The sequence below is a fragment of the Caulifigura coniformis genome (assembly GCF_007745175.1).
GTDB lineage: Bacteria > Planctomycetota > Planctomycetia > Planctomycetales > Planctomycetaceae > Caulifigura > Caulifigura coniformis.
On sequence record NZ_CP036271.1, the window covers coordinates 2,062,334 to 2,077,153 of the forward strand.

The 14,820-nt window shown below is 64.0% G+C and carries 12 protein-coding genes; 5 read left to right on the forward strand and 7 right to left on the reverse strand.

The window, feature by feature from the left end; all coding sequences use genetic code 11:
- Positions 1-94 precede the first annotated feature (94 nt).
- Together Pan44_RS08175 and Pan44_RS08180 are read right to left on the reverse strand one after the other, a co-directional pair.
- Positions 95-1,522 carry a class I SAM-dependent rRNA methyltransferase gene (locus Pan44_RS08175; RefSeq protein ID WP_145029026.1) on the reverse strand — a complete coding sequence of 476 codons (1,428 nt, stop codon included), beginning with the start codon at positions 1,520-1,522 and terminating at the stop codon, positions 95-97.
- Complete coding sequence (locus Pan44_RS08180) at positions 1,512-2,432, reverse strand: inositol monophosphatase family protein (protein ID WP_145029028.1); 921 nt, start codon at positions 2,430-2,432, stop codon at positions 1,512-1,514. The genes Pan44_RS08175 and Pan44_RS08180 overlap by 11 nt, the downstream gene beginning before the upstream one ends.
- A gap of 318 nt (positions 2,433-2,750) precedes the next feature.
- Here Pan44_RS08180 and Pan44_RS08185 point away from each other — a divergent pair, with 318 nt between their 5' ends.
- The 3 genes from Pan44_RS08185 (at position 2,751) to Pan44_RS08195 (ending at position 4,878) form a co-directional block, all read left to right on the forward strand.
- Entirely contained in the window at positions 2,751-3,032 is a 282-nt protein-coding gene (locus Pan44_RS08185) for a 2TM domain-containing protein (protein ID WP_145029030.1), read from the forward strand.
- Between the two features lie 206 nt (positions 3,033-3,238).
- The gene (locus Pan44_RS08190; RefSeq protein WP_145029032.1) at positions 3,239-3,646 is read left to right on the forward strand and encodes a hypothetical protein; all 408 of its coding nucleotides are present in this window, start codon (positions 3,239-3,241) and stop codon (positions 3,644-3,646) included.
- 53 nt (positions 3,647-3,699) lie between these two features.
- Positions 3,700-4,878 (forward strand): RidA family protein, encoded by a 1,179-nt coding sequence (locus Pan44_RS08195; RefSeq protein WP_145029035.1) that lies wholly within the window; start codon positions 3,700-3,702, stop codon positions 4,876-4,878.
- A gap of 84 nt (positions 4,879-4,962) precedes the next feature.
- Here Pan44_RS08195 and Pan44_RS08200 read toward each other — a convergent pair whose 3' ends face one another.
- From Pan44_RS08200 to Pan44_RS08220, 5 genes are all read right to left on the reverse strand, one after another.
- A complete protein-coding gene (locus Pan44_RS08200; protein ID WP_145034954.1) occupies positions 4,963-5,883 on the reverse strand; it encodes a TIM barrel protein in 921 nt (306 codons plus the stop codon).
- Between the two features lie 95 nt (positions 5,884-5,978).
- Complete coding sequence (locus Pan44_RS08205) at positions 5,979-7,322, reverse strand: RNA polymerase sigma factor (protein WP_145029037.1); 1,344 nt, start codon at positions 7,320-7,322, stop codon at positions 5,979-5,981.
- Positions 7,323-7,380: 58 nt separating this feature from the next.
- The gene (locus Pan44_RS08210) at positions 7,381-8,970 is read right to left on the reverse strand and encodes a hypothetical protein (protein WP_145029039.1); all 1,590 of its coding nucleotides are present in this window, start codon (positions 8,968-8,970) and stop codon (positions 7,381-7,383) included.
- Between the two features lie 21 nt (positions 8,971-8,991).
- Positions 8,992-10,056, reverse strand: coding sequence for a prolipoprotein diacylglyceryl transferase (locus Pan44_RS08215; protein ID WP_145029041.1), 1,065 nt, complete (start codon positions 10,054-10,056; stop codon positions 8,992-8,994).
- A gap of 89 nt (positions 10,057-10,145) precedes the next feature.
- On the reverse strand, positions 10,146-11,954 hold the full coding sequence (locus tag Pan44_RS08220) for an arylsulfatase (protein ID WP_145029043.1): 1,809 nt from the start codon (positions 11,952-11,954) through the stop codon (positions 10,146-10,148).
- 636 nt (positions 11,955-12,590) lie between these two features.
- On the opposite strand from Pan44_RS08220, the gene Pan44_RS08225 reads away from it, so the two are divergent.
- Together Pan44_RS08225 and Pan44_RS08230 are read left to right on the forward strand one after the other, a co-directional pair.
- Complete coding sequence (locus tag Pan44_RS08225; protein WP_145029045.1) at positions 12,591-13,859, forward strand: RNA polymerase sigma factor; 1,269 nt, start codon at positions 12,591-12,593, stop codon at positions 13,857-13,859.
- 313 nt (positions 13,860-14,172) lie between these two features.
- Entirely contained in the window at positions 14,173-14,796 is a 624-nt protein-coding gene (locus Pan44_RS08230; protein WP_197453938.1) for a restriction endonuclease, read from the forward strand.
- Positions 14,797-14,820: the final 24 nt, after the last annotated feature.

Genomic DNA, 14,820 nt, shown 5'->3' on the forward strand with positions numbered 1-14,820 from the left:
GACGCCAGGGTTCCGACATCGAAACGCCCGGCTTCGGCCCTGACTGTGCGAATGCTGGCTCCCGGTGTGACTCACAACCTCGATTCGCCGTGCGCTACGTGACGGGATCACCCATCCGCACCCAGGCCGCGTGCAGGTACTCGGTGTCGAGGCAGCCGAGAGCGACCGGATGATCGGCCGCAGCCCCGGTTCGCGCGAGGAGTGAGGCACGGCGATCGGCCGGAATGGCGGTGGCCACCGTCCGCACGAAATCATCGGCCGGCATGAGGCCCGAGCAGGTGCAGGTCAGGAGCAACCCGCCGGGCGCGACGACGGCCGAGGCGAGGCGGTTCAGGTCGTAGTACTTCCTGCGTCCCGCGTCGCGCTCATCTCGGTGACGGATGAACTTCGGTGGATCGCAGACGACGATGTCGAACGTCCGTCCCGTGGCGGCCATGTCCCGCAGGTAGTGGAACACATCCGCCTGCACGAACCGCATGTCGAGCTTGTTGATCTGCGCATTGCGGCGGGCGGACTTGATGGCATTCTCGTCCAGGTCGACGCCCGTCACTTCCGCGGCCTTGCCGAGCCTCATCGCCTGAACGCCGAAGCCGCCGGTGTAGCAGCAGATATCGAGCACGGATTTGCCCTGCGTCCACTGGGCGAGCCGGCGGCGATTCTCGCGCTGGTCACAGAAGAAGCCGGTCTTGTGGGCCGTTCTCAGGTCGATTTCGAACTTCGTGCCGAACTCCTCGATCGTCGTCTTCGGCGGACAATCGGGGGACGCGAACGATTCGCCTTCAAAGCCTTCCTGTTCGAGAGTCGCCGGGCCGGGCCTCACGATCCAGTGATCGCATCCTGCCGCCTGCGCCGCGAGCTTCGCGATCGCTTCGGCGCGCTGATACATCCCGGGGCTGAACGCTTCGAGGCTCGCAATGGAACCGAGTTTGTCAATTGTCACTCCCGGCAATCCGTCGGCCTCGGCATGGACGAGCCGGTAGGCCGAGGCATCCTTGTCGAGATTCAGGAACTTTCGGCGGACGTCGACGGCCGTCTGGACACGGTCGGCCCACCACTGGCCGGTCGGGAACTCGTCTCCGCGCGTGAGCATCCGGACGGACAGTTCGGCCCGCGGATTAAACAGCCCGTGCCCGAAGTGGGATCCGTCGATCAGTTGCAGTTCGACGAGGTCGCCATGCCGCGCATTCGAGCCGATCGAACCGAGTCGCTTGCGATAGATCCAGGGATGGGGAGACGGCGCTTTCACGACGATGACCGGCAGCGGATCAGTCGGCAGCACATCGAGGACGCGCTGTCGCAGGAGTGTCGGCGAAAGGGGGAGCTTTTCGGGGCGCTGCTCGCGATCGTGTCCGCGGTCGTCGCGGCGATCCTTGTGGCCGCGGTCATCGCGGCCGCGGGTTTCACGACTCTTGTCGTCGCGGGGGGGGCGGCGGTCGCCAGTGCGCGGAGGGCCGGCTGGCTTGGCGCCGCGTGGCGGCCGGGGGCTGCGAGGACCGCGTGAGGAATAGGGTTCAGTCGACATACCGCACCGGGTTCCAGTCTTTCGCAAGTTCGCACAGCGTTTTCAGCGACGACCGGTTCACGGCGCACGCCACAATCCCCGGGAGACGCAGCATGTCCGCCCGGTCGTCCATCCACATTTCGTCGAAGTTCACGGGCTGGCCGTTATGCACCCAGACGGCGTCTCCCCCCAGGACCCTCGCGATGTGCAGCGAGACAGGGAAGTCGTAGATGTTGGGGGAGTGAATCAGCGAGCCGCCGAAGTCGCCGGTCGCCAGCAGCGGATAAATGCTGCCGGGCATTTCGTCCGGCGCAAACCCCTTCAGGCCGGCTTTCGTCACGGCCCGGGCGCATTCGACGTCGCGCTTCTGGAAGCCGATCAGGTACATGGCCGGCGAATCGGGACGCGTGGCGGGCGTGATGTTCGGCAGCGATGCCAGCAGTTCGCCCGCTGTCACCTGGAAGTTGTCGGCTCCGCATTTGACGACGCCGTCATAGGCTTCGACCCACGTTCCCTCCGGGCCCATTTCCGGAGCGTAGACGAGCGAATAGAGCACCGTTTCCCGGTTCCGCAGATGGAGCATGACGGCGTAGCCGTTGCCCGTGTGGTCGCGGAACTGCTTGGTGCCGTCGATCGGGTCGAGGGAAATCACGAGGGGCGATTCGGTCGCAAACGCGGCGAGGTCGCCCGTCGTCTCTTCCGCCTCGATCCGGCAGGATTTCAGAACAGGGGCGGCGTCGCGCAGCCCGGCGACCAGGAGTTCCTGCACGGTCAAATCGGCCAGGGTCAGGGCGTCGGTATTGGCGTTGCCCGAGTGCTTGCCGGTCAGGGCGATGTTGAACTGGCGAAGCCGTTTGGCAATCGCACCGGCCCAGCGCATGAGCGGCGGCGCATGCTGCCGCAGCGCGGCAATCACAGGTTCAGCGGACATGAGAGAGCTCGAAAAAGTGTGGAACGACGCATCGTAACAGGCGGAACGGCGGGCGAGAAATCGTCTGCCAGAACCGCGACCAGGACACGCCGTCTGATTCCCACCAATCCAGGCTGATCTCAGGGCGAACAGGCCGCCCGGCGGCGGGGAGTCGACCGCGGTCGCAAGTTCAGACGAGAAACGACTTCCATCCAATGCTTCAAGGCGCTTCGAGGCGGCACAAGAGTTTCAGCGATTTGCCGGGGAATCAACGTTGTCGGCGGACAGAAACAATCCATTACGGGGTACTCGATCCATTTTCGAATGGCGAGGTGAGCGATGACGACTTCACTCTTCCATGAGCGGGCACAGCACCGCGTCTTCCTTGGGTTCTACATCCATCTGGCCGCGTTCATCCTCGTCACCGGGGGGTTGGCCGGCATGAACTTCGCCCGGAATCCCGATCGCCCGTGGTTGCTCTGGGTGGTCGCGGGATGGGGCATTGGACTGATCGTGCACGGTCTGTTGACCTACCTGCCGGAGCCGCGGGAGCGCGCGGTGCACCGCATCGCGACGCGAATGGAGCGGCGTGAAGAGCGCCGCCACATACGGGGACACTGAAGCAATGGCTCCGAAAGGCGGACCGCACAAGGCTGCGCCCTCCCTGTTGCTCATCGCAGGGAGGGCTATCTTTTTCCAGGAACGTCGAGGATAGTGGTGCATGTCATCGCCGGGAAACCGGGAGGACGGGGTTCAGCGGACGACGTTCGCCGGGCCAATGGTTGGACGCGGATTGCTCTCACACACCACTTTGTGCGGAGCCGGCGTTGGATCACCATCAGAAGAACCCGGGACGTTCAGGCCGCGGCGGGGCAACCGTCGTCCTCCTCCTCGTCGGTTTGTCGTGTCTGTTCTGGGGCTACCAGGGAGTGGTGCGAAGACACCGCCACGAGTGGGCCGCCGCCGTGAAGTCGCTGGGACTCACCGCGACGATCATGCCCGCCTCCCGCTGGACGTCGCAGATGTACGTCCCCGGGCCGCAACAGCTGCTTGAACGCGATGTGGTGATCGTGATGGTCGATTCGGAGTCGCAGGGGCAGGCGCTGTTAACTGCCCCCTCCTCCTGCCCGAACGACGTGAAGATCTATGCTTTTGATGGGCTCTCCACGGCGCGGTATGCTCAGCTCGAAGAGCGGTTTCCCACGGCGGTCGTCTTCACTCGAATCACGGATTGAGCCCATCCGGCATCGAGGCCGCCTGAAGTCTCCAGGCCTCGTTACGGATTGTCATGCGACGAATGATTCTGGCTTGTCTCGTCCTGGCCGCCGCGGATGTCTCCGGCGCCGAGTTCTCCATCCGCCGCCTTGCCCCTGAGGCCTCCCTCGCGCGGAGCGGCGCCGTCCGTGTCGACCACGCGGACCTGCTGTACTCGACCCAGTTCGTCGCGACGGGCGAAGGCCCCCTGTCTGCGCAGCAACAGGAGCTCCTCGATCGGCTGGCGGCCACGCTCCAGTCTGCCGGCCTGAAGTTCGACGACATCATCAAGCTGAACCTGTATGTGCGGAACGAACAGGACATCGCCGATATCACGGCCGAACTGAGCCGCCGCTTCAATTCCAGCGCACTTCCGGCCGTGAGCTGGGTGGTGACGACGCTTCCGGCAGCCGATGCCCGGCTGGCGCTCGACTTCGTCGCGGCCCACAACCCTGCACAGCCGCCGCTGAAGCTGCCGGAATCGAAGGCCGGCCAGCGTTTGCTGTCGCTGATTCCTGCGGCGACCAGGGCGCGCGCATTCATCTCCGGACAGGCCGAGAAGGGGGAGGGCACGGTCGCGGATTCGACGAAGCAGACGATGGCCAGCCTGTTCCGCACGCTGAAGTTTCTCGAAATGAAGCCGGCTGACGTGGTGCAGGTGAAAGTCTTCATCGCGCCGATGACGCAGGTTCAGGACTCGCTCGGAGCGGTGCAGGCTGCATTTGCGCCGGGCGATTGTCCGCCAGTCGTATTCGTCGAATGGAAATCGCCTTCGCTGCCGGTCGAGATCGAACTGGTCGCGGCCACCAGCGAGCCGCAACCGTTCGGACGGCCTGTCGTGGAGTACCTCGCTCCGCCCGAACTGAAGCACTCGCCGGTCTACAGCCGGATCGCCCGCGTGCAGTCCCCAGCGACGATCTACTTTTCAGGTCTCTACGGAAGCCAGGCCGATCCCGACAGCGAGGCGGAACTCCGGGACCTGTTTGCGCAGACGAAAACTCTCGCCGAAGAGGCCGGCAGTGACCTCAGGCATCTCCTGAAGGCGACGTACTACGTCAGCTCGAAGGGAAGCAGCGACCAGCACAACAAGCTGCGGCCGGAGTACTACGACCCGGCCCGGCCTCCTGCGGCGTCCAAGGCGATCGTGACTGGAGTCGGCCGTCCGGGACGAACGATCACGTGGGACATGATCGCCGTGCCGAAAGGCAAATAGGCGGGACAGCGCACGAGGCCCGTCGGGAGAACGCCCGGCGCTTGGGCATGTCTGCACTGGCATGGCCAGTGCAGACCTTTTCGCTCAACGGCTGGCCAGTTCGGTCCACAGGGCCTTGTAGTATTTCAGGAACTCTTCGCCGGCCGCGGGATCGGCCGGCGTCTTGCCGACTTCGATCAGCGTGTAGCGATCGTAGCCCTTCGCGCGGAACAGGCTGAACAGTTCACGATACGGATAGATGCCGGCGCCGTCCTTATAGAGATCATTGATGTGGCAGGACTTGATCCACGGCCACAGCATCTCGAACGACTCTTTGACTGAGCCGTCCTTCACGTCCGGCCCGTTCGAGTTCCAGGTCAGCCCGACGCTCTTGTGGCCGCACTGCTCCATGATCGTTTTGCAGTGGGCGGGCTGCTGCGTCGGATTGCCGTGGACTTCCATCCAGATCTCGACGCCCTGCGCCTCGGCGGCCTTCCCGCATTCAATCAACGCCTTGCCGATCTGCTCGAGTGTCTTCTCGGCGGGAACGTCCTTGCGAAGTCCGTTCGGCCGGACCTTCACTCCCTTGCCGCCGATGTCGTGCACGAGGTCGACGAACTGCTTGCACGTCTCGATGTTCTGTTTGACGACGCTCGCGTCAGCCGCGTGGAACTCGCAGGTCGATCCAGCGCCCCAGCAGACGATGCCTGAATCTTCGAACCGCTTCTTCACATCCTTCCGTTCGGCCGCCGAAAGAGTCGGTTCGACACCATGTTTGTGGGTCGTGCGCAGTTCAACGGCCGCCACGCCGGATGCTTTGCACACCTTCAGAATTGTCGGCAGGTCCCAATCCTTGGCGACGTTGTAGGTCACAAGGCCGAGGCCGAATTTCAGCGGAGTGCCGGAAGGAGTTTCCGCGCGGGCCGAGCGGACGTGCGGCCCTCCTCCGAGAGCGGCGACCGTGGCGAGGCCTGCGGTCTTGAGGGCGTTGCGGCGGGAGAGACCATGCGTCGTCACGTGCTTCATTGTGCAATCCGATGAGCGAAAGCGGCGGCCAGGACAGTCGATCGACATTCTGACCGTCCGCTGTGTCGGTCGCCAGCGACGATCCGTGTTCCCGGCTACGGTCGCGATTCGATTGCGCGCCGCGCCTCGCGGACCATGGGCAGGAGTTCGGCGGGAAACCATGTCAGCTGTTCGAGCGATTCCAGGCCGGCGATCAGCTGCGTCTCTCCGAGCTTCGTGAGCTCGCGGTGACCGCGAGTGATCGCTGCCGCGAGCACGACGAAATAGAGCGCATTCGCCAGCGCGGGCGGGACCGTTCCGCTGCGGCTGATGCGATGGGCGGACGCCCAGTCTTTAACGGCCGCGAGCCGCCGGGCGTCGGGCGCTTCGCCCGTCAGGAACTCGCCGAGCGTCAGCCAGTGGTCGGTCTCAAGACCCGGAACTCGAGAGAGCGGCGCGCCCAGGAACTCGTTGAGTCCGACCGCCAGCGCGTCGTCCGTCGTTTCCATTCCCGTGTTGAGCAGCGACTCCAGGGATTCGGACGACTCCTTCGGCCCGTGGGCCAGCATGCGGAAAAACATCGACTTCTGCGGTTCGCGCCGGTCCGCCTGCGGATGCTCGACGAGTTCGTCAGAGAGTTCCTGGACGCCGCGCGAGGCGGCGAGGATCCGCTGCAGCTCACTGATTTCCTGCTCCACTGCGGCCCGGAGCTGATGCTCCTTGAGGTCGAGGTCCGCCGCCGGGACGGCCTCCGCGGCCTCGCGCCCTGTGCCGATCCGCGCATCGACCCGTGCCCGCGATGAACGTGACACATACTCCGCGATGACGTCGCGCATGACCCGGGCGAACTGTCGTTTCGCAGTCACGAGCATGTTCATCGCGACCTTTTCGTTTTCGAGCCCATGCCGTTTCGCGAACTCGACGTAGTCGCACGGTTCCGCGGTTCCCAGCAGGGGGCGAACGACGCGCTCGTCGAAGAGCGTCCAGCGGACCGTTTCGTCTCCTTCTTCGCACTCCGATTTCATTCGTGCGAGCGTCTCTGCGAGAACATCAAGGGCCCAGGCGCGCTCGAATGCCAGCACGCCGTCGACCGGCGGCTGAGCCACATCCAGTTCGGCCGCATCGAGACTCGCGACATGCCCGGGAGACCGCTTGGCGGCGTTTTCGTGCCGAAACTTCGAGACCAGGAACCGGTCGAGCGCCGTCAGCAGCAGCGAGCGGAATTTGCCTTTCGAGGGATCGGCGACGGAGAGCAGGTTCCTGTCGAGCAGCGTGAGGACGAAGTCCTGCAGCAGGTCTTCCGCCTGGGCATGTTTCATCCCCTTGCACTTCAGGTGGATGAACATCGGACGCCAGTATTGTTCGAGCAGTTCCCCCATGTGCTCGCGCGACGCCGGTTGATTGCCATCGACCGCGCGGGCGATCAGCGTCCAGCGCGTCAGAGGGAACGAAGAGGCCATGCGTGCTCCGTCCAAAAGGCGTTCCGCGATCTTACGAACGGCCAGTGCGCCGCGGCAATTACTTCAGTTCCGAAAACCCGAAGCCGTCAATCTGAGTCGCGGCCGCGATGCAGGCAATCGCCTGAAGCCCCGCCGTTCCCCACCACATCCACCCCGTGGAATCGCGGCCATCGACATCATTGTTCCGAACAGGAGCGATACACAACAGCAACCACGGCAGGAACGCGATCCAAAGTCGGGCTGCTTCTCCCATGTTCTTCCCGGACAGCCACAGCATCGCCAGCACAATCAGCCCTGCCGGGCCGAGCATCGAGGTCCGGGGCGCCGTCGAGACCGTTTTCGACCGCGTCACGAAGCCCGCGAACGCCAGGAGGAACACGGCAGGCCCCGCCGCGAACATCAGCTCGCCGACGTTGGCCACAAGCCACTTTCCGTACGACCTCGCATTGTGCGTGTAGAACTCGGCGTGGTTCTCAAAGTTCTGTCGCAAGATGCCGGTGATGTTGGTCTCGAACCCGGCGAGGAGAATGAAGACGGGAATGAGCAGTCCGGCCAGACCGGCCGACATCGCGCCGGCGCGCGGCTTCACGGTCTTCACAGGGGGAGAACCACTCTTCCGGGCCGCCTTCGATTCCCGGCTCCACATCCACACCGTCGCAATCGCGAGGGCGAGCATCACCGGCAGGAACGCCAGGGAGAAGAACAGACCGACGAAGCAGACGACGCCCGCCGCGGCTGCCCGCCAGCGTGAATCGAGCTCGAGGCCCCGCAGCCACAGCAGGGCCGCCAGCAGCGAGGGAAACGCGAACAACACGTCGTCCTTGGGCAGGAACACGGCCACCGCCGGCGTGAACATCCACAGCGCGGACCACCGCATCGACGAGCGTTCGGAATGCCCCGCCATGCGCAGCAGGCGGGCGATGAGGGGAATGCAGGCCGCCGCCGAGAGGATCGTGAACAGGGTGATGAACCACAGTGCGGCGCCGTCCTCCCGCGTGAACTCCCTCCTCGAAATGGCAGATTCGCCCCGGATCGTGTCGTTCGCCTCCATGATCTGGTCCGGCATCGTGGCTTCCAGCAGGCGAACCAGCGCAGGCGAATCTGTGGTGACGGCCTGGAAGCCCCGGTTCATCAGCGTCAGGCCGGGGGGATGCGTCCCCAGATGCAGATAGCGCTCCGGGCCATTCAGCTTCAGCAGCATGCTCTCGTAGTTCCGCAGGAAGTCCTGCGTACTCTCCTTCGAGTAGCGGGCGGCCATGTAGTAGCCGGTCATTCGCGGGTAGAACAACACGAATGGCGACCTGGCGAGGCCGAATGGCGCCGGAATCGTCCCGAGCAGATGAAGCCACCAGGCCATCGCGAGCGCCATCGTCACGCCGGCGACAATGCCTCGGCGCCACCGCGATGACTGTGCGGCCTGATCCGCAGGCAGCCGGCGGCTGAGCCAGGCGACGAGTCCGATTCCCGCAGCCGCGAGGAGCAGGTTGCTGATCCAGGCGAATGGATGCGCGGTGGTCCAGTAGAGCGGCGACCAGCCCCATTCCCCCGGCACGCCCAGCGGCAGCATCGGGCTCATCAGCCAGACGACCGCGAGGGAGGTGCAGAGCACCATCGCGGCGAACAGCACCATCAGGCGGAAACGAGACACGGACGAGGACGCCTTGAACGATCAGGTCGAGACAGCGGGACTGGCCACTGTACCCGCCCTGCGTCCTCCCCACACCAGCATCGTCGTCCCCAGCGCAAAGATGCCGATCGAATAGAGCTGTGAAATCGTCAGGCCGGTTCCGAATTGCCCCATCTCGTCGCCGCGCAGGAACTCGATGAGAAACCGCGTGACGGAATAGATCACGCAGCCCCACCCGAAAACCTCTCCCTTCCAGCGACGCTCGGCGAAGAGCACGGCCGTGACGATCGCGAGCAGAAATCCGTCGATCGCGCTGTAGATCTGGGTGGGATGCAGGGGCATCGTGAACGGAGCATTCGCCGCCACGAACCCGCGTTCCTTCAGGATCCGGAACGGCACGCTCCCGTTCGAGAACGTAATCCCCCAGGGAAGCTCGCAGCGGTCGCCGAAGCAGCAGCCGTTCATGAGGCAGCCGATCCGACCGAAACCGATCCCGAGAAACATGGAAGGCGTCGCCGCATCGGCCACATCGGGGAACGACAGTTTCCGCGCGCGGCAGAAGGCGACAAATCCCGCTCCGCCTCCGACGAGCGCCCCGATCAGGACGAGTCCTCCGGCCGTCAGGTTGATCGTCGCGAAGACGGCGTCTGAGATCGAACTCACGCCCTGGTACACCTGGTCCCTGTACTGGACGAGGTAGAACAGGCGGCCGCCGACAACGCCCCCGATCAGCAGCCACATCCCGGCGTCCCAGGTCATCTCGGGATCGAGGCCGACTTTCTGGAAGCGGGGCTGCGCGGTGATGACGGCCGTCAGAAATCCGAGCATCACGAGGAATCCGTACCCGAACACCGGCAGCGATTTGCCGTGCAGAACTTCCTTCAGCAGCAATCCCAGCGGAATCCCCGCCAGGCACCACACCACTGCTTTCACCAGTGACGGTCTTTCGGCCGCGCCGCGCAGCCTCCAGAAATCGAACGCCGAGTAGGCCGCCATCACGAACATCCAGACCCAGATCATGCCGATCTCGGGCCAGCCCGTCGTGGGGTTAGGGGTCCAGAACGTCCACGGCTCGCTGAAGGAGATCTGGAACAGTGTCTGGCGCATTGACTCACACAGCGAAGAACGAAAGGGACCTCCGATCGTAGAACCACCACGCAAAACGGGTAAAGGGCGACTCCGGAATCCAGGCCCCGTTACTTCACCAGCGTCAGCGTCACCCGCCGGACGTCCATCACCGACTTGCCCGGAATCTCAAGCGCCTTGAGGACCAGCGGCGCTTCTCCCTGCTTCAGTTCGATGACCCCCAGGTTCAGCGTCCGGAACTCCTTCATCTGCGATTCCCCGTGAGGCCGAGGGAGCGTGTCCTGATTGGTGTACAGCGGCGGATCCCATCCTGGTTCGACTTTTCCTTTCAGACGGCTGTCTCCGTGACTCAGTTCGATGGTCGAACCGGCGTCGGGCAGCGGGCAGGTGTAGTCGATCGTCACTTCGTACTTGCCGGTGGTGACCGCCTGGACGTTCCACACCATGCGGTCGTCCTTGCTGGTCCAGTTCACGAAGTAGGAGCAGTTGGGGGCGCCGCTGCTGCGTTTCACTAGCCCCTGGGGCTCGCCGTCGCGGGCCGGAAGCATCGTGATCGGGAATTCCCTGTAGCCGACGTGGATGGGCCGGGGGTCGACGGACTTGGCCTGGGTGGCGGCAATATTCTTCCTGGCGCCTCGCCTCTTCACCATCGCATCGCCGAGCACTTCCTCGCGCCAGGTCTCGACGGCTTTGGTGAGCGAGGCGGCGAGTTCCTGCTGCGACTCGTTGACGGGCGTCGTCTGGCCCGGATCGGCCTGCATATCGAACAGCTTGCCGTTCGCATCCAGCCGGTGAGTCTGCGTGCGTGCAGTGACTTTTCCTCCCCACGTCGTGAAGAGGATTCGCGGGGTCCATTCCGCCTCCTCGATCTTGAGCGGCGGGGAGAGGTCCCGACCATCGAGCGGCTTGTCGCCCACTCTTTGGACGCCGGCCAGTGACGTCAGGGTCGGCAACAGGTCGATCGCCCCTGCAACCGTCGTCACCGTCGTTCCGGCCGGCAGCGTGCCTTTCCAGCGGATGAACAGCGGCGAGCGGACACCGCCCTCATCGGTCGAGGCCTTGCGGCCTTTCATGCCGCCGTTCCAGCGCCAGCTGTTCGGCCCGTTGTCGGAGAAATAGACGATGATCGTGTTGTCGGCGAGCTTGAGGTCGTCCAGCTTCTTGAGCACGCGGCCCACATTGGCGTCCTGGTTCTCGACCATCGCCAGGGCACACCGCGTGTCATCAATGACCTCCTGGTCGGTCAGCGTCGCCTGCTGCGTGACGGGTTTATCCTTGTACTGCTCCCAGTTCTTCGCCGGCGCGGCCCACGGCGAGTGGGGCGTCGTGAACGGGATGTAGCAGAAGAACGGCCGCTCACGGTGACGATCGATGAAGCTGAGCGCCCGATCGGTGCAGACGTCGACGATGTAACCCTTCGTCTTCACCATCCGGCCATTGTCTTCCAGCGGCGCGTCGAAATACTCGCCCCAGTGGCCGGACGTATGGCCGAAATATTCATCGAACCCGCGCGCCAGGGGGTGATAGGGCCACTGGCTGCCGTTGTGCCATTTGCCGAAGGCGCCGGTCGCGTAGCCCGCCGCCTTGAAAGCGTCCGCGATCGTCTTTTCATCGGGATTCAGACGTTCCTGTCCGGTCGACACTCCATACACGCCGCCCCGCGAGTGGTAGCGGCCCGTCAGGAACTCCGCCCGGGTCGGAGCACAGACGGGACAGACGAAGAAGCGGTCGACGGTTACTCCCTGTTTGGCGATCGAGTCGATATTCGGCGTGCGGACCGTTGTGTTGCCGTTCACGCCATAGTCGCCCCAGCCGGCGTCATCGGCCAGGAACACCACGACGTTCGGTCGATCGGCCGCATCGCCCGACGCGGCCGCCAGCAGCAGGACCCAGAACGCGAGAGCACATCGCGAGAGCATCGTTGATCCTCCAGAGAGATGGTCACACGTTGCCAGAAGACGCTGCGAAAATCGAGGGACCGTACGGCGGCGAGTCCCTTTTTCACAACAGGTCGTCTGTCGTCACCGCAAGTCATTTGGCGGCAACGACGCACGCCAACGATGAATTGGCCCATCTTGAAACCGCGACCAGCCGTGCGCGGAGTTCGCAGGCTCGGGCGGGGACTGGGAAAACTGCGGAGGTATTCGACGCCGAGGGGGCGAGGAGGGCGCGTTGTGTGGGTGGTACTGTACTCCTCGCCCTCTTTTCCTGCGGACGTTCAGTGGAAGGATCGGGAGAGCGTGGGTGGCGCGGACAGGGAGCCGGCCGGGCCGGGGTGTGTGACGACAGGTTGACGGTGGATGTGTTCATCGGTCCTCCATCATGACGGGGGCGGTTGCGCGGGAGCGCTCGGTACTCGGAAGTGCATTGGCGGGTGGGGATTGGGGCGGGGCGAGTCACTTTTTCACGGTCGGTCGACTTTCGTTACCGCAAGTCATTTTGCGGCAACGGCGCAACCCAACGATGAATTGGTCCATCCTGAAAAAGTGAGCGGTCCTGCGGCGGGCCGCGTGTCTGTTGCACAACAACGCCGCAGTCGGTCTCATCGGCCTCCAATGGGCTACGAAATCCAGCGTACGATCGACGCCGTCTGGCGGATGGAATCGGCCCGGCTGATTGCCGGACTCGCGCGAATGGTGCGCGACGTCGGCCTGGCTGAAGAGCTGGCCCAGGACGCTCTCGTCGTCGCCCTCGAGCAATGGCCCCAGACGGGCCTGCCCGAGAATCCCGGCGCCTGGCTGATGGCGACGGCCAAGCGTCGCGCGCTCGACCAGCTTCGACGCCGGAAAATGCTCGACCGCAAGCACGCCGAACTCGGACGCGAGCGCGAAGCGGTCGAACTGGCGGTCCCCGATCTCGACGACGCCCTCGACAACGACATCGGCGACGACCTGCTGCGGCTGATCTTCACCGCCTGTCACCCGATTCTCTCCACCGAAGCGCGGGCGGCGCTGACGCTCAGACTTCTCGGGGGCCTCACGACGGATGAGATCGCGCGGGCCTTCCTCGTGGCCGAACCGACCGTCGCCCAGCGGATCGTGCGGGCGAAACGCACGCTCTCCGAAGAAAAGATCGCCATCGAAGTTCCCCGAGGGCCGGAGCTGGCGGAGCGGCTCTCTTCGGTGCTGGAAGTCATCTACCTGATTTTCAACGAAGGTTACACGGCGACAGCCGGCGACGACTGGATGAGACCGACGCTGTGTGACGAAGCGTTGCGCCTGGGTCGCGTGCTCGCGGAACTCGAGCCGAACGAGCCCGAGGTGCATGCGCTCGTGGCGCTGATGGAGATCCAGGCCTCCCGGACGCGGGCCCGCGTCGGGGCGAACGGCGAACCCGTGCTGCTGCTCGACCAGAATCGCGCACTGTGGGATCAGCTTCTCATTCGCCGCGGTCTTGCCGCCCTGCAGCGCTGCGAGCAATCCGGTCGGCCGCGCGGACCGTACACCCTCCAGGCCGCCATCGCCGCGTGCCACGCGCGGGCTCGCAAGGCGAGTGAGACCGACTGGTCGCGGATCGCATGGCTGTACAGTGAACTGGCCCGGATCAACCCGTCGCCCGTCGTCGAGCTCAACCGGGCTGTCGCGGTGTCGATGGCCGAAGGTCCGGCCGCGGGTCTGGAGATTGTCGACCAGCTGGCCAGCGAGCCGCTCCTCAAGAACTACCACCTGCTGCCGAGCGTCCGCGGCGACCTGCTGCAGAAGATCGGGCGTGTCGACGAGGCCCGCGAGGAATTCGAGCGAGCCGCCACGCTCACCCGCAACGAGCGTGAACGAGCCCTCCTTATGTCGCGAGCGATGACCTGTCACGTCCAGGGACAATCATGAATGAGTTGCACTGCCGTTCATCTAGCACCGTGCGACTGACGCTTCCTGCCATGGAGGGGGCGCCGGATTATAGCCAGGGGAGACTGCAGACGTTTCTTTTTGCTAGAAGTCCAGAATGCCGCCGTCCATACACATCCAAAAGGCTAAGTCTTCGGGCCCCGGCACTTGCAATGAGTGTGCTGCACTCATCGATGATGGCGAATGGTCCTATTGGTACCTTCCATTCACTGACGGAGGGCGCGGCCCAGTCCCCCTCGCCCTAGAGTTCTGTGAACGGTGCTTCTCCAAGCCAGAGTTTCGCCAGAGACTTTGGATGATGTCATTAGGCTTCTCCGTCGAAGAAGACTCCGACGAGGCCGCACTGGTTGCCGACACGGAACGATTGTTAGCCGAGTACATTCGTGAGCAAGAGTCACTGATTCAGGTCCACCACATCGCGCTGACGCAAAAAGTCATTCGCGATTTGCAAATCGACCCGAAGCTGATTTACTCGCTGAGCCCCGACACCTTCGAGGTTCTCGTGTGCGACCGACTTTCAAAAATGGACTTTGAGGTTCGGCGAACAGGCAACGTGAACCAGAAAGACGGTGGCATTGACATTGTCTTTTGGAAGGATGGGCCAGTGCCAATTCTGGGGGCGGCGCAAGCAAAGCACCACCGCACCCGTGAGGCAACGACCCGCGCTCCCGAGATTCGCGATTTCCAAGGCGCATTGGGCGACGAGTTCCAAGTGGGAATCGTCGTGACCAACACGGGCTTTTCGGCAGACGCCAAGTGGTTTGCAGAGCACCGATCCACCATCTTGCGACTCCGAGACGGAGATGAGTTGCAGCGATGGATTCGGGACGACTTCACGCGGGGACTCCAACAATTCGATGCCCAGCGCACTATTGAACTTTGCCCTGGAGTGTCAATCGACGTGCCATGGTTCAAGTGATACCACGCTGTAGCTATCGACCAA

Excerpts from the sequence above, each read along its gene's own strand:
- Pan44_RS08175 (WP_145029026.1), bottom strand. The coding sequence starts at position 1,522 with ATGTCGACTGAACCCTATTCCTCACGCGGTCCTCGCAGCCCCCGGCCG.
- Pan44_RS08230 (WP_197453938.1), top strand. The coding sequence starts at position 14,173 with ATGATGTCATTAGGCTTCTCCGTCGAAGAAGACTCCGACGAGGCCGCA.
- Pan44_RS08195 (WP_145029035.1), top strand. The coding sequence starts at position 3,700 with ATGCGACGAATGATTCTGGCTTGTCTCGTCCTGGCCGCCGCGGATGTC.
- Pan44_RS08180 (WP_145029028.1), bottom strand. The coding sequence starts at position 2,432 with ATGTCCGCTGAACCTGTGATTGCCGCGCTGCGGCAGCATGCGCCGCCG.
- Pan44_RS08225 (WP_145029045.1), top strand. The coding sequence starts at position 12,591 with ATGGGCTACGAAATCCAGCGTACGATCGACGCCGTCTGGCGGATGGAA.
- Pan44_RS08205 (WP_145029037.1), bottom strand. The coding sequence starts at position 7,322 with ATGGCCTCTTCGTTCCCTCTGACGCGCTGGACGCTGATCGCCCGCGCG.
- Pan44_RS08215 (WP_145029041.1), bottom strand. The coding sequence starts at position 10,056 with ATGCGCCAGACACTGTTCCAGATCTCCTTCAGCGAGCCGTGGACGTTC.
- Pan44_RS08185 (WP_145029030.1), top strand. The coding sequence starts at position 2,751 with ATGACGACTTCACTCTTCCATGAGCGGGCACAGCACCGCGTCTTCCTT.
- Pan44_RS08220 (WP_145029043.1), bottom strand. The coding sequence starts at position 11,954 with ATGCTCTCGCGATGTGCTCTCGCGTTCTGGGTCCTGCTGCTGGCGGCC.
- Pan44_RS08200 (WP_145034954.1), bottom strand. The coding sequence starts at position 5,883 with ATGAAGCACGTGACGACGCATGGTCTCTCCCGCCGCAACGCCCTCAAG.